The organism is Streptomyces iconiensis, from assembly GCF_028657195.3.
GTDB classification, from domain to species: Bacteria; Actinomycetota; Actinomycetes; order Streptomycetales; family Streptomycetaceae; genus Streptomyces; species Streptomyces iconiensis.
Genome location: NZ_JANCPR020000056.1, coordinates 18969 through 37204 on the forward strand (window position 1 = coordinate 18969; position 18236 = coordinate 37204).

The window sequence follows — 18236 nt, forward strand, 5'->3', positions numbered from 1 at the left end:
CCGGCGGTGCCAGGGGGAGGGCCGATCAGCCGGCCGCCGCTGCCGCGTCGGCGTACAGGGCCGCGTTCCCGCCCTCGGCGAGGAGGCTGGCAGGCCAGGCAGGGTCGAAGGTGTCCACGAGTACGCGGCGGACGGCGGTGCGTTTGTGGGCGCCGGTGATGACCATGCGCAGGGCACGTGAGGAGCGCAGGATCGTGGCGACGCCCACGGTCACGCCGTGGAGGGGCACTTCGGACAGGGACGTGAAGCCGGGGAACGTGCCCATGTTGTCGCGCCGGGTCTCTTCGGCCAGCGCGGTGACGCGGGTGACGCTGTCGAGGGGCGAGCCGGGCGGGTTGAAGGCGATGTGCCCGTCGGTCGCGCCGGAGGCGAGGACGAACAGGTCGATCCCTCCCGCGTCGGCGATCCGCTGGTCGTAGAGGTGCGGAGCCGACGCCTCGGGGAACCAGACGCGGGACCCGGGGATGCCGAGCGGCCCGGCGATCTCCTCGCGCGCGAACCTGTGGCAGGAGTAGTGCGCGTCGTGCGGTACGTCGGCGTAGCCCGTGCCCCCGGTGGCGGGGACGACGTACTCGTCCATCATGGCGATCACGACGTGCGAGAGGTCGAGGCCCCGCTCGCGTACGAGCGCGGTGAGCGCCTGGTACGTGGAGCGCGGGCTGCGTCCTCCGGGGCAGCCGAGGAGGTAGCGGCGGCCTTCGGCCGCGGCCCTCTCCATGCCGTCGGCGATCTCGGCGGCGAGATGCGCGCCGAGGGCCGCTTCGGTGGGGAAGACGGTCAGTTGCGCGTTCACGGCGTTCTCATTCCTTGACGGCACCGGCGAGCATCCCGCTGATGAACTTGCGTTGCAGCGCGATGTAGCCGATGAGGACAGGCAGGGCGACGAGCACGGCGGCGGCGGAGGTGACACCGGGATCGCTGTTGCGGCGGTCGCTGCTGAAGAAGGACAGCGCGAGCGGCGCCGTCTGGACATCGGGGTTGTTGGGGACGAGGACGAGCGCGAGCAGGAACTCGTTCCAGGCGTACAGGAACAGCAGGGTGGCCAGCGTGGTGAGGGCCGGGACGGCGAGCGGCAGCATGATCCGGCGGAGGGTCTGGAAGCGCGAGGCACCGTCGATCTCCGCGGCCTCGCGCAGCGAACGGGGCACGCCGGCGAAGAAGTTGCGCATCCAGAAGGTGCCGAGCGCGAGCGAGAGCCCGACCTGCGGGAGGATCAGCGCCCAGTAGGTGTTGAGGAGGCCCCACTCCTTCATCTGGTAGTAGAGCGGGATGACCGTCGCCTCGTACGGCAGCACGAGCCCGATCAGGAGGATGCCCATCAGGGGCCCCTTGAGCGGGAAGGTGAACAGAGCGAACGCGTAGCCGGCGAGGACGGAGACGACGAGCGTGATCACGACGACGCCGACCGCGACCAGCAGGCTGGAGACCAGCGCGCTGGAGAAGAGGCCCTTGTTCCAGGCGGTCACGAAGTTGTCGAAGTGCAGCGAGGTGGGGACCGAGAAGCCGGTCACCCGTGCCCCCGGCTCGTGCAGTGCCACGAGCAGGATCTGTACGAACGGGTAGAGCGCGACCAGCGAGGCGAAGATCAGCAGCGCGTGGCTGACGAAGGACTCGCGGCGGCTGCCGTCCATGACCGAACGCCCTGTACGGGACACGGGCCTCACCCTTCCCTCTCGCGCAGCACGCGCATGATCACGCCGCACACGGCCACGGTCAGCACGGTGAGCGCGATGCCGATGGCCGCTGCGCTGCCGACCTGGCGGGTGACGAAGGCGCCCTGGTAGATGAAGACACTCGGCACGCTGGTGCTGTTGCCGGGGCCTCCGGTGGTGGTGTTCCAGACGATGTCGAAGTTGCGCAGGGCCTGGGTGACCGTGAGGACCAGCGCGATGGAGATCTCGCCGCGCAGCGCGGGGAGGATCACGGTGAAGAACTCCCGTACGGGCCCGGCACCGTCCAGCCGCGCGGCCTCGAACAGCTCGCGTGGTATGCGCATCGCACCCGTGAGGAAGAGCACCATGCACAGCCCGTACATGATCCACGAGCCGATCAGGCCCACCGAGGGCAGCGCCGTCGTGTAGTCGCCCAGCCAGGAACGCGCGATCCCGCCCAGCCCTACGGCGCGCAGCAGCCCGTTGACGGGCCCGTCCGTGTCGTAGATCCAGCGCCAGGAGACGGCGATGACGACCGTGGACAGCACCTGCGGCACGAACAGCAGCGAGCGGAAGACGGCCAGTCCGCGGATGCGGATGCGCACCATCAGACCCGTCAGCAGCAGTCCGGCGGCCACCGGCAGGAGGGCGTAGAAGAAGATGAAGACCAGGGAGTGCAGCAGCGAGGCGCGCAGGGCCGGATCGCTCAGCAGCGCCGTGTAGTTGTCCAGGCCCGTCCAGGAGCCGAGCGTGAGCCCGTCCCAGTCGAACAGCGAGATCCACGCGGTCGTGAGCAGCGGGCGCAGCACGAACAGTACGTAGAAGGCGGCGCCGGGCAGCAGATACAGGTAGGCGGGCCAGTACTGGCGGCGGGCCCACGCCCTTATCCGGGTGTCACCTCTGCGGGAAGAGCCGGCGGAAGTTCCGGCGCGTGCGGAGTCGGCGCCGGTGCCGGGCGGAGCGGCGGCGGTCACCGTCCGCCTCCCTGCTTCTCGGCCTTCTCGTCCTGCTCGGACCTGAACGCCTTCCAGTCCTTCTGGACGGCGGCCAGATACGCGTCCACGTCCTTGCGGCCCGTGAGCAGATCCTGGGTGGCCGAACCGATGGTCGTCAGCATGGAGTTGCTGGCCCAGTCGAAGTAGAACGTCTGCCCGTCGTCGTCCAGCAGCCGCTTGCCGGTGTCGGCCTGCTGCCTGCCCAGCGCGTTCGGCATCGTCACACCCTCGGTGGCCACGGGAAGGCGGCCCGAGTCGGCCATGGCCTGCGCGCCGGTCCTGCTCTGCATCATGCCGAGGAAGGCGACGGCCGCATCGGTCTTGTCGCTCTTGGCCGAGATGTGCCAGGGCAGTCCGAAGGAGCCCGCCGCTGCCGTGCGCCCGTCGGACGTACGGGGGATGACGAAGCCCGCGTCGTCGCCGAGCTTCTTGCCGACCGCAGGCGCGTTCCAGGACCCGGCGACGAGGAAGGCGCCCTTGCCGCCGGTGAACTTGGTGACCGCGTCGTCGGAGCTGACGCCGTTGTAGCCGGAGCCGAGATAGCCCTTCTTCGCCCACTCCCGCAGTTCGTCGGCCGACTCCCTGTTGCCCTGGGTGGCGAAGGTGGTGCGGGGCACGCCGTTGATCCAGGCGCGGCTCTTGTTGACGGGCACCTTCTGTGCCTGGATCGTGCCGAGGAGCTGCTCACCGGGGTACTGGTCGGAGTTGCCCAGCATGATGGGCAGTTCGCCGGCTTCCTTGACCTTCTTGAGCGCCTGGGTGAAGTCGTCCCAGGTCTTGGGCGGGGCGACACCGGCCTTGTCGAGGACCTTCCTGTTGTAGAAGACGCCGACGTATTCGTTGCTCTGGCTGATGCCGTAGAGGTTGCCCGAGCCGAAGAGCCGGCCGTCCGGGCTCCAGCGGAACTGGCCGGTGGCGCCGGAGGGGAAGTCGAGATCCCAGCCGTAGGCGTGCGACACGTCGTCCAACGGCCGCAGCAGTCCGCTCTGTACGAGCAGCCCGTCCACGCCGTAGCCCTGGTTGCCCTGGATCAGGTCGGGCGGGTTGGCGCCCGACATGGTGTTGACGATGGTCTTGGAGAAGTCGGCGAATGCCTTGGTCTCCACCTTGACCTTCACGTTCGGGTACTTCTTCTCGTACAGCGGCACGAACCGCCTGAGGAACTCCTGGTCGCCCGAGTCCGCTATCAGCCGCAGTTCCGTCCTGCCGTGCGCGGCGACCTGCTTGGGGGTGACCGGTTCGGTGATCCGGCCGCCCGTCAGCTCCTGGGTCTGTCCGCCGCTGCCCGCGCCCGGCACGCTGCACGCGCCGAGGGCGAGGGCGACCGTGCAGGCGAGGCCGGTACCGAGAGCCGCTCTGCGTCCACGCTGACGGGAGAGGGTGCTCTTCATGAGTACGTCCCTTGGGTATCCGTTGTCCGTTGGCTACGGCCTGCCGTCTCAGCGGAGAAGGCGCCTCCTGACCACTTCGGCGAGCCACTGGTGGTTGTGAGCCTGCTCCTGTGCGACGGCCGGATACCTCTCGGCGGGGGTCGGTTCGCGGTCCTGTTCGACGACGAGCCAGCCGTCGTAGCCGTCGGCGATCACCGCGTCGAGGAACGCGTCGATGTCCACGTCGCCCTTCCCGAACGGGACGCACACGTTCGCCCACCACGTGTCGAAGTCCGTACGGCGCTCGGCCTTCGCGGTACGCAGGACCTCCATGGAGGCGTCCTTGACGTGGATGTGGTTGATACGCGCGCTCCAGCGGCGCCAGCACTCGACGGGGTCGGAGCCGGCGAGCTGGAGGTGCGCGATGTCGAGCGTGAGGCCGACGTCCGTGCTCTCCAGCAGTCTGTCGACCTCCCAGGCCGACTCGACGTAGGTGGAGATGTGCGGGTGCCAGGACGTGCGCAGCCCGTGGTCCTCCGCCATGCGCAGCGCGGTACGCGCGTAGTGCGCGAGGCGGTCCCAGCCGGCGTCGTCCAGCGCGAGGGCGCGTTCACGCGGGTCGTCCGGGTCGCGGGCCGGGTTGTGCAGCAGGGTCTCGTCGCCCTCGTCGGCGAGGACGACGAGCCCCGGTGTCCCGGTGCGTTCGGCCACGGCGGCCAGCTCGCCGCAGGTCACGGCGATACGGGACAGGTCGTGTTCGATCGTCGCTTCGTCCTCGGCGAAGTGCACGGGAGCGTAGGCGCCGACGGCAGCCAGGCCGTGCAGCTCGAAGGCGTCGGCCGTCTCGTGCGGGGTGCCGAAGAAACCGGGCGGGCCCAGTTCGCTGCCCTGGTACCCGGCCTCGGCCATGGAGGCCAGGAGCTGCGAGGGCGAGGTGCCCTCGCCGCCGGCTGCCTCGCCGTAGACGCCGTAACTGACGGGAGCGTTGCCGAGGCGGATCACCGGGCGGCCTCCTGCGCGTGGAGCGCGGCTTCGCCGCCGACCTTGTGGCCCTGCGCCTGGGCGAGCGCGGCCAGCAGTGCCTGGAGTGCGCGGATGTCCTCGGCGGCGCCCGCGGCGTCCGAGAGCACGGGAGCCCCCTCGCGTACGGACGCGGCGAACGCCTCCAACTGCCGTACGAAACCGGTGTCGTAGCCCGGCAGCACCAGGGTGTGCGAGCGCAGACCGCCGGCCGCGGGGGCCGCGGCTGTTCCTGTTCCGTGGGCCTCCTGTGCCTTCTCCGCCTCCTGTGCCTTCTCGGCCTTCTCGACATGGAGGCGTGAGCGGACGTCCACGAGGTACGGCGCCGCCATGTCGAGCTTCAGACGGCCGTCGCGCGCGAGTACGGCGATCTCCTCGCCGTACTCCGGGTGGTCGGGGAGCCAGTTCCAGTTGAGGACGAGGCGTGCGCCGCCCGGCAGTTCACCGTCGGCGAGCAGGCACGGCGGCTCGCCTGAGACGGGCCAGGGCCACAGCTTCGCCGCGTCGAACGTACGGGGCAGACCCAGCCCGAGCCCGCGCAGGACGGACAGCTCGTGGATGACGGAGCCGTTGAGGACATCGCGGTAGTAGGCGCCCAGCTCCTCCGGTATCCCGGCGCCGAGCGCCTCCACGGTGCGCTCGGCCTCGTAGCGGGCCGCGCGTTCGATGACGGTGGTGTCCACGTCGGTGTCGGGCGTACCCATGCGCAGGTGCGCGACCTGCGGCTCGTCGGCCGGGTGCAGGACGGTCACGCGTACGGTGCGCGGCGTGTCCAGCTGCGCCAACTCCCGTGCTGCCGCCGGCAGTACGGGGTCGTACAGCTTCATGTAGCCGACCTGGAGCACGAGCCCGCGCTCCTCGGCGAGCGCCGCCAGCTCCTCGGCCTCGGCGACGGTGAGGCACAGCGGCTTCTCCGCGAGGACGTGCTTGCCCGCGTGCAGCGCGGCCCGCGCCGCCTCGGCGTGCGTACCCGGGGTCGCGAGCAGGACGGCGTCCGGGGCCTCGTCGGAGGTGTCGGCCAGCAGGGTGTCCAGGTCGTGGAAGGGGCGCACCCCCGTGCCCGCCTCGGCGGCGACGCGTGCGGCGCGGGCGGGGGACAGGTCGCAGACCGCGGTCAGGCGCAGGGCGCCGCTCAGCCGCTTCAGGGCCGGGAGGTGGACGGACTGTGTGATGGTGCCGGCGCCGACGACGGCTGTCCGGACGGGAGACGGTCCGGGCGGTGCGGCCTGTGACCGCGTGGTCTCCGGTTGCGGGCTCTCCGGCTGTACGTTGCCCGGCTGTACGTTCCGCGTCTGGACGTTGCCCGGCTGTACGTTCTCCGGCTGTGCGGATTCCGGCATGGTCTGCCTCACTCAGAACGGACTCGCACCCGCCGCTCTGCGGGTGGACCCGCTGACCATGGCACAGCCCAAACCAGTTAGTCCAGAGGTCCAGTAATGGTTTTACTGGTCTGCATCTGGTCTGACGAGTGGTAAGGTCCCATGCCGTGACCACACAGGACCCCCTCCCGCGCGAGGACGCGACGAGTGCGGCGCCCACAGGCCCCGCCGTCGCACTCGCCCGCACGCGGCTGCTGGAGCGACTGGACCGGGAGGAGTTCCCGCCCGGTGCCCAACTGCCGGGCGAGCGGCAGCTCGCCAAGGAGACCGGGGTGAGCCGCAGCTCCCTGCGGAACGCGCTGGCCCTGCTCAAGAGCGAGGGTCGGCTGGACTCCTCGGCGCAGCGCGGCTGGTTCGTGCGCGCGGGTGTGGTGAGCGAACCCGCCGGCGTGCTCCAGAGCTTCACCGACATCGCCAGGGCGCGCGGACTCGTGGCAACCGGAGCCGTGCTCGTCCAGCAGGTGCGCAGCGCTGACTTCGACGAGGCCGGGAAGCTGCGCATCGCCCCGGCCTCCGACGTGGTCCATCTGGTACGGGTGCGGGCGCTCGACGGCCTCCCCGTGTGCGTGGAGACCTCCGTGCTGCCCCGCGCCCGCGTGCCGGAACTGGAGCAGGCCGACATGACGGACCGCTCGCTGTTCGCCGCCATCGAGGAGCTGGGCGGCCGGCGCGTGAGCCGCAGCCACTACGCGGCCCAGGCGTGCGGTGCCGACGCACACCAGGCGGAACTGCTCAGGATCGGTCCCGGCGAACCCGTCCTCGTCTGCGAGGAGATCACGGTGGACCAGTCCAACACCCCTGTGCTGCTGGGCAAGTCCGTCTACCGGGGCGACGCCTACCGCTTCGAGAGCGTCCTCCACCGGAGCCAGCCGTGACCTCACCCGATGACGCGGCTGCCGGCACGGACGCGGCCGACGGCACCCGCTCGGCCGACGGTGAGGACTCGGCTCCCGCTACCGGTCAGGCTCCCGCTGTCGGCTCGGCCGCCGTTACGGAGAGCGTGGTGCTGGCCCTCGATGTGGGGGGCACGAAGATAGCGGGCGGGCTGGTCGGACCAGATGGCACCGTGGTCCACCGCACCCAGCGCCCCACCCCGCTTCGCCCTGTGCCTGCCGTTGCCGAGGCAGCGGCCGAACTCATGGAGGCCGCTTCCGCACGGGGGCTGACGGTGCGGGGCGCGGGCGCCGGATTCCCCGAATACGTGACCGCCGACGGTCGGTTGACCAGCAGCGAGGTCATCGACTGGGACGAGCAGCCCGCCTCCGTCCTCGCCCGTACCCTCCCCGGCGTTCCCGTGCGCATCGACTCCGACGTACGGTGCGGCGCGCGCGGCGAGGCGCTGTGGGGCGCAGGCGCTGCACTGCCCGGCTTTCTGTACGTCTCCCTCGGTACGGGGCTGTCCAGCGCCCTCGTCCTCGAAGGGCGCCCCGTACCGGGCCACCGTGGCGAGGCCATCGCCTTCGGCGAGCTCGGCGTCCCGGTCTCCGTCGACCCCACGTGGCAAGGCAACCTGGAGCGCTACGCGTCCGGCCGTGGCATGGGCGAGCGCCGCGGCGTCGCGGGCGCCCGCGAGGTCACGGCGCTCGCCGCCGCGGGGGACGCCGAGGCGGCGCATGTCCTCGACAGCGCGGGCCGCGCCCTGGCCACCACACTGGTCTGGCTGGTCCGCCTCCTCGACCCGGCGGCGGTCGTCCTCGGCGGCGGGCTGGGCTGCGCCCCGGTCGCCGCGCTCCACACCCCTCTCGCCGAGACCTGGCACAAGGCGCTGGCCGCCACCGGCCGCCCGGCGCCGCCCCCGCTCCGCACCGCCCGGACCGGCCAGGAATCCGGCCTGTTGGGCGCCGCGGCGCTGGTGAGGTGAGGCGCGGGCACCGGCGCGTGGGCCCGTGGTGATCCGGGTCATCCGTGCGTGGGCTTGAGGACGACCTGCTTGAGGGTGAGGTTCAGGTCCTCTCCCGCATGTGCGGCGCGTGCGCGGGTGAGCGTGAGTGGGGTGACCGTGTGGGGGCGCAGGACGAAGGGGCCCAGCTCCGAGTCCATCAGCCGGCTGCCGCGCACCAGATGGGTGCGGGAGCCGAGGGTGACGCGGTAGAGCGCGTCGGGGTCCGCCTTGCCGGTGAGGCGGAGGCTCACGCGGCGTGCGCGAGGCGAGGTGACATAGGCGGTCTCCCGTACCGTCGTGCGCTTCTGCGAGGAGTAGCTGCCGGAGTCCGCGTAGCTGTGCCCCGTGTGGAACTCCGAGGGGGACAGGGCCCAGCGGCCGTCGGCGCCTGGTCCCGTCGTATGGGCGGGCACGACGCGGAGTTCGCCGCGAAGCTCCACACGGAGCACGGGCAGCACGGGGTCGGTGGGGCGGTCGGGGAGGGTGACCACCAGGTCGTCGCCCTCGCGCCGCCAGTCGAGCGCGTCACCGTTCGCCGTCACACGGCGGACATCCGTGGCGAGGCCCCGCAGCCGCAGCTCCCCGTCGCCGGGCCACTTGGTCACATGGAGGAAGAGGTCCTTGCCGTTGACGGTGACCTCGCCCCACGGCTGGCCGCCGAAGCGGGTGGCCGAGGCGCCCAGGACAGCCCCGGGGTGACGGTCGAGCCAGGAGCCCACGCCCCGCAGCACGTCCGCCTCGAACCCGACGACGGAACCGTCCCCGCGCGGGCCGATGTTGAGCAGATAGTTGCCCCCGCGCGCCCGTACGCTCAGCAGCCCCCGCACCAGGTCCCGTATCTTGCCGGGCTTGTCCTCGCGCTTCTGCCAGCTGCGGTAGCCCCACGTCTCGTGGTACACGGAGGCGGGAGTCTGCCAGGCGCCGTCGAGCGCGACGTCCGGGACCTCGTTGTCACCCATCACCCGGAAGTCGCCCTGGTTGTTCCAGACGCGGCTGCTCACGGTGGCGCCCGGCTGGTGCTTGCGTACGATCCCGGCGAACTTGCGGCTCTGCGCCGCCGTCGGCGACGACATGTCGAACCACACCTCGGAGATCGGCCCGTACTTCGTCATCAGCTCCCGCAGCTGCGCGGCGATCAGCGGCTCCATGGACGCGGGGATCGGGTTGTTGTTGTCCGGATCGAAGCCGTGCCCCGCGTGCCAGTCGACCAGGGAGTAGTACACCCCGAACTTCAGCCCCTGGCTGCGGCATTCGCTCGCGAGCAGCTTCAGCGGATCCTTGCCGTAGGGGGTGCGCTGAGTGATGTCGTAGTCCGTTGTGCCGGTGTCGAACATCGCGAAGCCGTCGTGGTGCTTGCTGGTGATCACCACGTACTTCATGCCCGCGTCCTTGGCGAGCCCGCAGATGGCCTTCGGGTCGAACTTGTCGGCCCGGAACCGCTTGGCGACCTCCGCGTACTCGGAGTGGGTGATGTCGGCCCACATCTGGATCTGCTCGCTGTACCCCTTGGTGACCGGCTTGCCCTTCCATACGCCGCCCAGCTCCGAGTACAGCCCCCAGTGGATGAACATCCCGTACTGCAGCCGCTGCCAGGCGGCGACCCGGGGATCGGAGGACCGCTCGATCTCCCCGGGAATCCCCCGCGTCCGCTGCGTCTGCTGCGCCCCGCTCTCCGGCGCCGCCGCTGCCGTGCCCCCCGCCCAGGCGGTGCTCAGCAGCAGCGCCAAGGCGACGCCGAAAAGCCCCGTACGACGGGCCGGCCGCTGTGGCATGCGCGGGTTCGGACGACGACTCGAACGACGCGGACAGCTCAGACGCTTCACAGGCGCTCCTCCCTAACATCCGATGAAAGCTTCGGAGTTGGGGGCGAGAGTGTCAATACACCGCGCATCTACGGCGAGAGGTCCTATGTCCCGCCGCTGCGGGTCCCGCAATGAGCCGCCGCGGAGCACCGTTGGCCCGGCGCGAACCGGTCGATGTCCACGGACCGTTCGTCAACGAGGAGCGGCGAACCGGGCAGGCCCGGCCCCCAGTTCGCTGGGGACTCAGCCGAGGTGTGCGACGAGCCGTTCGCTGCCGTCGATCCAGTCGCCCGGCGGCTCTTCGCCCCGCTCGGCCGCCGCGACGATGGCGTCGCTGTCCTCGAAAGCCGCATCCATGTCTTTCGCGATCCGCTCCCACTTGGCGAACACGTGGAGAAGCCGGTGCGCGGGTGCCTTGTTGATCTCTGAGAGGAAGCGCTGAGCGAGTGAGGGGGAGCCGAGCGCTTCCTGGATCCGCTCGATGGTCCACGGCTGCTCGCTCATCATGGCCTCCTGCGTTCTCGTGCGCCGTACCGGGCCCCCGCGACATGTCGCGGGTGTTCCGATACCTGACAGTAGCGCGGCGGAAGTCCGGGCGTCTGCTTGTCGCGGTGGCAGGTCCTGACGGGTCAGGCGTCCAGCAGCGCGTCCGCGTGTGCCGCGCCCGAGTCGGTGACGATCGAGGCGAGGGACTGGGGTTCGCGGACCGTGGTGAAGGACACGGTCTCGTCTTCGGTGAGCGTGAAGCCGTAGACGCCGGGCCGTGGGAGGGAGTTGTAGGCGAAGGGGGTGGAGAAATAGTAGGCGCCGGTGTCGAGGAGGGCGGTGTGGTCGCCCTCTTCGAGGAGGGGGAGGGGGCGTTCGCGGGCGACCAGGTCGCCGGCGAAGCAGCAGGGGCCCGCGACGTCCTGGACGACGGGTGCTCCGGTCTTCGGGTGGCCCTTGGGGTCGTAGGCGGCGACGCGCAGCGGCCAGGCGTCGGGCGCGAAGACCGTACGTACGGCGAGCTGGGCGCCCGCGTGGGTGACGGCGATGTGCCGGCCGCCCGCCGACTTGGCGTACTCGACGCGTGCGACCACCGTGCCCGCCTTGGCGAGCAGCGAGCGGCCGAACTCGGTGACCAGGTGGTACGAGCCGTCGAAGAGGCCGGGGACGGTGTCGGCCAGGAGGCGTGCGTAGGTGGCGTAGGAGGGTGAGGTCTCGTCCGAGGCGAAGTTGACGGGGAGGCCGCCGCCCAGGTCGAGGGTGTCGATCTGGCGCCGTCCTGCGGCGGCGTTCACCTCTTCGGCCAGCGCGTGCACCACGCGTACGCCCTCGGCCATCAACTCCAGCGGAATGCCCTGGGAGCCGACGTGTGCGTGCAGCCGGGTGAGCCAGGGGCGTTCACGGTAGGCGCGTACGAGGGCCTCGCGTGCGCCGGGATCGCGCAGCGGGAAGCCGAACTTGGAGGTCGCGGTCGCCGTGCTCATCGCGCCGATGGCACCGGCTCCCACCTGCGGGTTGACCCGGAGGCCCACCTGCGGGGCCGAGCCGGAGCAGGGGACGAGCGCGTCCAGGCGGGCCAGCTCGCCCGGGTTGTCGGCGTTCAGCGCGACACCGGCGGCGAGGGCCTCGCGCAGTTCGGTGCGGGTCTTGGCGGGGGAGTCCAGGACGGTGCGGGCCGCTTCGACACCGGCGGCGCGGGCGAGCGCGAGTTCGCCGGGGCTGGCGACCTCGCAGCCCAGCCCCTCGGCTGCCAGCAGCCGCAGCACCGGCACGAGAGAGGCGGCCTTCACGGCGAACGTGTGCAGTACGTGCTGGTCCGGGGCCGCCACCTCGCGGAAGGCGGCGTGCAGCTCGCGCGCCGCCTCCCGTACGGACGCGGTGTCCAGCAGTGCGACGACCGGCGCGTGGTCGTCGCCGAGCAGCCCGCTCCGGACGGCGGCGCGTACGGCGAGGTCACGGCGGTGGGCGGCACGGGAGGCCGCGTGGCTCATCGGATCGGCGCTCATGGGGGCCAGCCAAGCACGCGTCCCGGCGCGGCAGCACCCGGTCCTGGTTCTGCGGTACCCGTTGACTAAGAATATTCAGCGAATAAGGTAGTTGAATACTTGCGTGACAACTGCAGGCGGCACCCAGCTGTACGGCCGCGCAGGCAACGGCCGTACGGCAGCCGCGCAGGCACGGGCCGCACGGCCTGGCAGCGCGGCCACGCCGCCCGGACAACGGTCACAACGGTCACGACGCCACCACGCCAGATGGCAGCTGGCACTCGATCGAGGAGGCAGGGCCCATGGCAGGACCGCGCCCCGTACGGGCACCGCGCGGCACCGGAATGACCGCCCGGGGTTGGCAGCAGGAAGCAGCTCTCCGCATGCTGCAGAACAACCTCGACCCCGAGGTCGCCGAGCATCCGGACAAGCTCGTCGTCTACGGGGGTACGGGCAAGGCGGCCCGCGACTGGAACTCGTTCGACGCGATGCTGCGCACCCTGCGTACGCTCCGTGACGACGAGACCATGCTGGTCCAGTCGGGCCGTCCCGTCGGCGTCATGACCACACACGAGTGGGCGCCCCGTGTCCTGATCGCCAACTCCAACCTGGTGGGGGACTGGGCCAACTGGGAGGAGTTCCGGCGCCTGGAGCAGCTCGGCCTCACCATGTACGGGCAGATGACGGCCGGTTCGTGGATCTACATCGGCACCCAGGGCATCCTCCAGGGCACGTACGAGACGTTCGCCGCTGTCGCGGCCAAGCTCGCCTCCCAGCGGCGGTCCGCCACCTCCGGCGGGCCGGGCGCGGGGGAGAGCACCCTCGCGGGGACCATCACGCTCACCGCCGGGCTCGGCGGCATGGGCGGGGCGCAGCCGCTCGCCGTCACCATGAACGGTGGCGTCGCGCTCGTCGTCGAGTGCGACCCCTCCCGCATCGAACGCCGCATCGAGCACGGTTATCTCGATGTACGTGCCGAGAGCGTGGCCGACGCGATGCGCCTCGCCGTCGAGGCGCGCGACGCACGCCGCGCCCTGTCGATCGGCCTGCTCGGCAACGCCGCCGAGGTGCTGCCCCAGCTGCTCGCGGAGGGTGCGCCCATCGACATCGTCACCGACCAGACCTCGGCGCACGATCCCCTCGCCTACCTGCCCGCAGGCGTCGACTTCGCCGACATGGCCGCGTACGCGGAGGACAAGCCCGCCGACTTCACCACCCGTGCGCGCGAGTCGATGGCCCGCCATGTCGAGGCGATGGTCGGCTTCCAGGACGCGGGCGCCGAGGTCTTCGACTACGGCAACTCCATCCGGGGCGAGGCCCAACTCGCTGGCTACGCGAGGGCCTTCGACTTCCCCGGCTTCGTCCCCGCCTACATCCGCCCCCTCTTCTGCGAGGGCAAGGGCCCCTTCCGCTGGGCGGCGCTCTCCGGCGACCCCCAGGACATCGCGGCCACCGACCGCGCGCTCCTGGACCTCTTCCCCGAGAACGAGTCCCTCGCCCGCTGGCTCCGCCTCGCCGGTGAACGCGTGCACTACCAGGGACTCCCCGCGCGCATCTGCTGGCTCGGCTACGGAGAGCGGGCGGCGGCGGGCGAGCGCTTCAACGACATGGTCGCCTCGGGCGAGCTGGCTGCCCCGCTCGTCCTCGGCCGTGACCACCTCGACTGCGGCTCCGTCGCCTCCCCGTACCGCGAGACCGAGTCCATGCGCGACGGCTCCGACGCCATCGCGGACTGGCCCATGCTCAACGCGATGCTCAATGTCGCCTCAGGGGCCAGCTGGGTCTCGCTGCACCACGGCGGCGGCGTCGGCATGGGCCGCTCCCTGCACGCGGGGCAGGTGACGGTCGCCGACGGCACCACGCTGGCGGGCGAGAAGCTGCGCCGCGTGCTCACCAACGACCCCGGCTCCGGCGTCATCCGGCACGTCGACGCCGGGTACGAGGAGGCGGAGGCCGTCGCAGCCGAGCGCGGCGTCCGTATCCCCATGCGCGAGGGGGAGGAGTGACGGTGCCCGCATCGCGTGATGTGCCCGCTTCACCCGGTGTGCGCGCGGACGCGTCCCCTCGCGGGGGTGCGGGTCTCCACGCCTCAGGTTTCCACGCCATGTGGAAGGAGCTTCAGCCCCTCGGGCGGCACACGGGGGGCGGTTACCGCCGCTACGCGTGGACCCCCGCCGACGCCGAGTGCCGCGCGTGGTTCCGCGAGCAGGCGGAGGCGCGCGGGCTCGCCTACGAGGTGGACGGGAACGGAAACCAGTGGGCGTGGCACGGGGACCCGGCGGCGGGCGACGCCGTGGTGTCCGGCTCGCACCTGGACTCGGTGCCGGACGGCGGCGCCTACGACGGGCCACTCGGCGTGCTCTCCGCTTTCGCCGCCTACGACGAACTGCGCCGCAGGGGAACGGAGTTCACGCGTCCGCTCGGGATCGTGAACTTCACGGACGAGGAGGGCGCCCGCTTCGGACTCTCGTGCGTGGGGTCACGGCTGGCCACGGGCTCCCTCACGGTGGAGGGCGCGCACGCGCTGCGTGACGAGGACGGGGTGTCGCTGCCCCGGGCCATGGAGGCGGCGGGGCACGACCCGGACGGGCTCGGGGCCGACCCGGTGCGGCTCGCGCGTATCGGCGCGTTCGTGGAACTCCACATCGAACAGGGCCGCGCACTGGCGGAGACGGAGCACGCGGTGGCGGTCGCCTCGGCGATCTGGCCGCACGGCAGGTGGCGGTTCGACTTCAACGGCGAGGCCAACCACGCGGGCACCACGCGCCTGGAGGACCGCCGCGATCCGATGCTCACCTACGCCAACACCGTGCTCGCGGCCCGTAAGAAGGCCCGTATCGCGGGTGCGCTGGCGACCTTCGGCAAGGTGTCCGTCGAGCCGAACGGCGTCAACGCGGTGCCCTCCCTCGTCAGCGGCTGGCTCGACTCGCGGGCGCCCGACGAGGAGACGCTCGCCACCGTCGTCGGGGAGATCGAACGCGCGGCCGGCGAGCGCGGGGTGCGGGACGGTGTGGAGGTGCGGGTGACGCGCGAGTCCACGACGCCGCTGGTGGAGTTCGACCACGCGCTGCGCGACACGCTCGCCGCCCGGCTCGGCGACGCGCCCGTTCTGCCGACCGGTGCCGGCCACGATGCGGGTATTTTGTCCGCCTCGGTCCCCACGGCCATGCTGTACGTCCGCAACCCGACCGGCGTCTCGCACTCACCGGCCGAGTCGGCGACGGAGGACGACTGCGTGGCGGGCGTGACCGCACTCGCCGACGTTCTGGAAGGTCTCGTGTGACGCCCGAAACCCCGCACTCCGCCGCATCGTCCTCCCCGGCACGTACGAGGCAGACGGAACGTACGACCCGGACGGAACGTACGACGCCGGTGACGTACTGGTGCGAGAACGCCTGGCTCAACGACATCGTGGAGCCGGGAGTCGTCCTCGACATCGGCGCCGACGGCAGGTTCGGCGCCGTCCGTACGGGTGTCGACGCACCCCCGCGCGGTGCCGTACCGCTGCGGGGGCTGACCCTTCCCGGGCTGGCCAATGTGCACTCGCACGCCTTCCACCGGGCCCTGCGCGGCACGGTGCAGGTGGGCTCCGGCACGTTCTGGACCTGGCGCGAGGCGATGTACCAGACCGCCTCGCAGCTGACGCCCGGCTCGTACTACGCGCTGGCGCGTGCCGTGTACGCCGAGATGGCGCTGGCCGGGATCACGTGTGTCGGTGAGTTCCACTACCTGCACCACGGCCCTGGCGGTGAGCGGTACGACGACCCCAACGCCATGGGCCACGCGCTCGTGTCGGCCGCCGCGGACGCCGGCATCCGCCTCACGCTGCTCGACACCGCCTACCTCGCCTCCGGCATCGGCCCGCACGGCAGGGGCCAGCCCCTCGCGCGGCAGCAGCTGCGCTTCTCCGACGGCACGGCGGGGGCCTGGGCCGAGCGCGCCGCGCAGTTCAAGCCGGAGGGAACGCATGTGCGTACCGGTGCCGCGATCCACTCGGTACGGGCCGTGCCCGCAGGGGAGTTGAGCACCGTCGCCGCATGGGCACAGGAGCGCGAGGCGCCCCTGCACGTCCATCTGTCCGAGCAGACGGCCGAGAACGCCGCCTGCGAGCGCGTGCACGGCCAGAGCCCCACGGCACTGCTCGCCGAACACGGCGTGCTCGGCCGCCGCACGACCGCCGTGCACGCCACGCACCTGTCCGACGGCGACATCAGCGCCCTCGGCGGCAGCGGCACCGGTGTGTGCATGTGCCCCACCACCGAACGCGACCTCGCCGACGGCATCGGCCCAGCACCCGCGCTCCGGGCCGCGGGTGCCACGGTGTCGCTCGGCTCCGACAGCCACGCCGTGATCGACCTGTTCGAGGAGGCGCGCGCGCTCGAACTCAACGAGCGCCTGCGCAGCCGTACACGGGGGCACTGGACGGCGGGCCAGCTGCTGCGCGCCGCGACCGAGGACGGCCACGCCGCGCTCGGCTGGCCCGAGGCCGGGCGGCTGGAACGCGGTGCGCTGGCCGACTTCGTCACCGTCGCGCTCGACTCCGTACGTACGGCGGGACCCGTCGCGCGCCTGGCGGGGGAGAGCGCCGTCTTCGCTGCCACGTCAGCCGATGTACGGCACACCGTCGTCGGGGGCCGGCACGTCGTCCGCGACGGCGAACACACCACCGTCCCCGCCGTGGCCACGGCACTCACGGAAGCGATCGCCTCCCTGCGCCCCTGACAGAGACCGCGCCCCTGACAGAGACCGAGCCCCTGACCAAGACCGCGCCTCCGGGCGAGACCGTGCCTCCGACCGAGACCGTGCTTCCGATCGAGACCGTGCCTCCGACAGGGGACGCGGCCCGCACGCGAGGTGGCGGGACGGCACCGGAGGCGGGGCAACACCGGAACCGACCAAGGACCCGTACATGACCACAACAGCCCTCACCAACATCGCAAGCCTGGTCACCAACGACCCTGCCCAGGGCGACGGTTCGCGCCTCGGGATCATCGAGGACGCCGCCCTCGTCATCGAGGACGGCAAGGTCGCGTGGACGGGCCCCACGGCAAGCGCGCCGGCCACCGACGAGCACCACGACGCGCGGGGCAGGGCGGCGATCCCCGGGTTCGTCGACTCGCACTCGCACCTGCTGTTCGCGGGCGACAGGACACAGGAGTTCAACGCTCGGATGGAGGGCCGCGCCTATACCGCGGGCGGCATCCGTACGACGGTGCGGGCGACCCGCGAGGCGTCGGACGAGGCGCTGGCGGCGACGCTGGCCGCGTATCTGCGCGAGATGCGGGCGCAGGGTACGACGACGGCGGAGACCAAGTCCGGGTACGGGCTGAGCGTCGCGGACGAGGCACGCGCGCTGCGGGTGGCCGCGGGGCAGCTGGACGAGGTCACGTTCCTGGGCGCGCACGTCGTGGCGCCCGAGTACGCGGACGACCCGGACGGGTACACGGCGCTCGTCGCGGGCGAGATGCTCGACGCGTGCGCCCCGTACGCACGGTGGGTCGACGTGTTCTGCGAGGAGGGCGCCTTCGACGCCGACCAGTCGCGCGCGATCCTGACGGCGGGCAAGGCCAAGGGGCTGATCCCGAAGGTGCACGCGAACCAGCTGTCGTACGGGCCGGGGGTCCAGCTCGCCGTGGAGCTGGAGGCCGCTTCGGCCGACCACTGCACGCACCTGACCGAAGACGACGTCGAGGCGCTGGCGCAGGGGCGGACGGTGGCGACGCTGCTGCCGGGATGCGAGTTCAGCACGCGCTCGCCGTATCCGGACGCACGCCGCCTGCTGGCGGCGGGCGCGACCGTCGCGCTGTCGACGGACTGCAATCCGGGCTCCTCGTTCACCTCCTCGATGCCGTTCTGTGTGGCCCTGGCGGTACGGGAGATGAACATGACTCCGGACGAGGCGCTGTGGTCAGCGACGGCCGGTGGCGCGCGGGCGCTGCGCCGCGACGACATCGGCCGCCTGTCCCCGGGTGCCCACGCGGACCTCGTCCTGCTGGACGCGCCCTCGCACGTCCACCTCGCCTACCGCCCCGGCGTGCCCCTGGTCAGCGAGGTCTGGCAGCGGGGCGCGCGGGTGGGCGCGTAGGCGGCTTCGCCGAAGCCCGGTGGGGTTCGGTCGCGTCCCGAGGGCCGGTCCGCCCCGAGGTTCGGGCGCGCCCCGAAGGGG

The 18236-nt window shown here is 71.8% G+C and carries 15 protein-coding genes; 6 read left to right on the forward strand and 9 right to left on the reverse strand.

The features are described 5' to 3' along the window. Nucleotides 1-25 precede the first annotated feature (25 nt). From NMN56_RS36560 to NMN56_RS36585, 6 genes are read right to left on the reverse strand one after another with little or no spacing between them, the layout of a single operon-like run. Nucleotides 26-793, reverse strand: a complete 768-nt coding sequence (locus tag NMN56_RS36560) for a 6-phosphogluconolactonase (protein ID WP_274046669.1) — start codon at nucleotides 791-793, stop codon at nucleotides 26-28. Nucleotides 794-800: 7 nt separating this feature from the next. Next, on the reverse strand, nucleotides 801-1655 hold the full coding sequence (locus NMN56_RS36565; RefSeq protein ID WP_274046668.1) for a carbohydrate ABC transporter permease: 855 nt from the start codon (nucleotides 1653-1655) through the stop codon (nucleotides 801-803). 5 nt (nucleotides 1656-1660) lie between these two features. Then, nucleotides 1661-2626, reverse strand: coding sequence for a carbohydrate ABC transporter permease (locus NMN56_RS36570; RefSeq protein WP_430542804.1), 966 nt, complete (start codon nucleotides 2624-2626; stop codon nucleotides 1661-1663). After that, nucleotides 2623-4038 (reverse strand): ABC transporter substrate-binding protein, encoded by a 1416-nt coding sequence (locus tag NMN56_RS36575; RefSeq protein ID WP_274046667.1) that lies wholly within the window; start codon nucleotides 4036-4038, stop codon nucleotides 2623-2625. Before NMN56_RS36575 ends, NMN56_RS36570 begins: the two co-directional genes overlap by 4 nt. 48 nt (nucleotides 4039-4086) lie before the next feature. Then, a complete protein-coding gene (locus NMN56_RS36580; RefSeq protein WP_274046666.1) occupies nucleotides 4087-5019 on the reverse strand; it encodes a sugar phosphate isomerase/epimerase family protein in 933 nt (310 codons plus the stop codon). Next, nucleotides 5016-6377 carry a Gfo/Idh/MocA family protein gene (locus NMN56_RS36585; protein ID WP_274046665.1) on the reverse strand — a complete coding sequence of 454 codons (1362 nt, stop codon included), beginning with the start codon at nucleotides 6375-6377 and terminating at the stop codon, nucleotides 5016-5018. The genes NMN56_RS36580 and NMN56_RS36585 overlap by 4 nt, the downstream gene beginning before the upstream one ends. 146 nt (nucleotides 6378-6523) lie before the next feature. On the opposite strand from NMN56_RS36585, the gene NMN56_RS36590 reads away from it, so the two are divergent. Together NMN56_RS36590 and NMN56_RS36595 are read left to right on the forward strand one after the other, a co-directional pair. Beyond that, nucleotides 6524-7291, forward strand: coding sequence for a GntR family transcriptional regulator (locus NMN56_RS36590; protein WP_274046664.1), 768 nt, complete (start codon nucleotides 6524-6526; stop codon nucleotides 7289-7291). Further along, on the forward strand, nucleotides 7288-8277 hold the full coding sequence (locus tag NMN56_RS36595; RefSeq protein ID WP_274046663.1) for an ROK family protein: 990 nt from the start codon (nucleotides 7288-7290) through the stop codon (nucleotides 8275-8277). The genes NMN56_RS36590 and NMN56_RS36595 overlap by 4 nt, the downstream gene beginning before the upstream one ends. Before the next feature lie 38 nt (nucleotides 8278-8315). Here the strand turns inward: NMN56_RS36595 and NMN56_RS36600 are convergent, their stop codons facing one another. The 3 genes from NMN56_RS36600 to NMN56_RS36610 form a co-directional block, all read right to left on the reverse strand. Beyond that, nucleotides 8316-10070 carry an alpha-L-fucosidase gene (locus NMN56_RS36600; RefSeq protein WP_274046661.1) on the reverse strand — a complete coding sequence of 585 codons (1755 nt, stop codon included), beginning with the start codon at nucleotides 10068-10070 and terminating at the stop codon, nucleotides 8316-8318. Between the two features lie 273 nt (nucleotides 10071-10343). Next, complete coding sequence (locus tag NMN56_RS36605) at nucleotides 10344-10604, reverse strand: hypothetical protein (protein ID WP_280842912.1); 261 nt, start codon at nucleotides 10602-10604, stop codon at nucleotides 10344-10346. Between the two features lie 125 nt (nucleotides 10605-10729). Further along, nucleotides 10730-12091, reverse strand: coding sequence for a type III PLP-dependent enzyme domain-containing protein (locus tag NMN56_RS36610; protein WP_274046659.1), 1362 nt, complete (start codon nucleotides 12089-12091; stop codon nucleotides 10730-10732). 281 nt (nucleotides 12092-12372) lie between these two features. Between NMN56_RS36610 and hutU the strand changes: the two genes are divergently transcribed. The 4 genes from hutU (at nucleotide 12373) to hutI (ending at nucleotide 18155) form a co-directional block, all read left to right on the forward strand. After that, nucleotides 12373-14076, forward strand: coding sequence for a urocanate hydratase (hutU, locus tag NMN56_RS36615; protein WP_274046658.1), 1704 nt, complete (start codon nucleotides 12373-12375; stop codon nucleotides 14074-14076). A 98-nt stretch (nucleotides 14077-14174) separates the two neighbouring features. Next, nucleotides 14175-15353, forward strand: a complete 1179-nt coding sequence (locus NMN56_RS36620; protein WP_274046743.1) for an allantoate amidohydrolase — start codon at nucleotides 14175-14177, stop codon at nucleotides 15351-15353. 89 nt (nucleotides 15354-15442) lie between these two features. Next, nucleotides 15443-16792 carry a formimidoylglutamate deiminase gene (locus tag NMN56_RS36625; RefSeq protein ID WP_274046742.1) on the forward strand — a complete coding sequence of 450 codons (1350 nt, stop codon included), beginning with the start codon at nucleotides 15443-15445 and terminating at the stop codon, nucleotides 16790-16792. Nucleotides 16793-16979: 187 nt separating this feature from the next. Continuing rightward, entirely contained in the window at nucleotides 16980-18155 is a 1176-nt protein-coding gene (gene hutI, locus NMN56_RS36630) for an imidazolonepropionase (protein ID WP_274046657.1), read from the forward strand. Nucleotides 18156-18236: the final 81 nt, after the last annotated feature.

Excerpts from the sequence above, each read along its gene's own strand:
- NMN56_RS36575 (WP_274046667.1), bottom strand. The coding sequence starts at position 4,038 with ATGAAGAGCACCCTCTCCCGTCAGCGTGGACGCAGAGCGGCTCTCGGT.
- NMN56_RS36585 (WP_274046665.1), bottom strand. The coding sequence starts at position 6,377 with ATGCCGGAATCCGCACAGCCGGAGAACGTACAGCCGGGCAACGTCCAG.
- NMN56_RS36600 (WP_274046661.1), bottom strand. The coding sequence starts at position 10,070 with ATGCCACAGCGGCCGGCCCGTCGTACGGGGCTTTTCGGCGTCGCCTTG.
- NMN56_RS36605 (WP_280842912.1), bottom strand. The coding sequence starts at position 10,604 with ATGAGCGAGCAGCCGTGGACCATCGAGCGGATCCAGGAAGCGCTCGGC.
- NMN56_RS36610 (WP_274046659.1), bottom strand. The coding sequence starts at position 12,091 with ATGAGCGCCGATCCGATGAGCCACGCGGCCTCCCGTGCCGCCCACCGC.
- hutU (WP_274046658.1), top strand. The coding sequence starts at position 12,373 with ATGGCAGGACCGCGCCCCGTACGGGCACCGCGCGGCACCGGAATGACC.
- NMN56_RS36620 (WP_274046743.1), top strand. The coding sequence starts at position 14,175 with ATGTGGAAGGAGCTTCAGCCCCTCGGGCGGCACACGGGGGGCGGTTAC.
- hutI (WP_274046657.1), top strand. The coding sequence starts at position 16,980 with ATGACCACAACAGCCCTCACCAACATCGCAAGCCTGGTCACCAACGAC.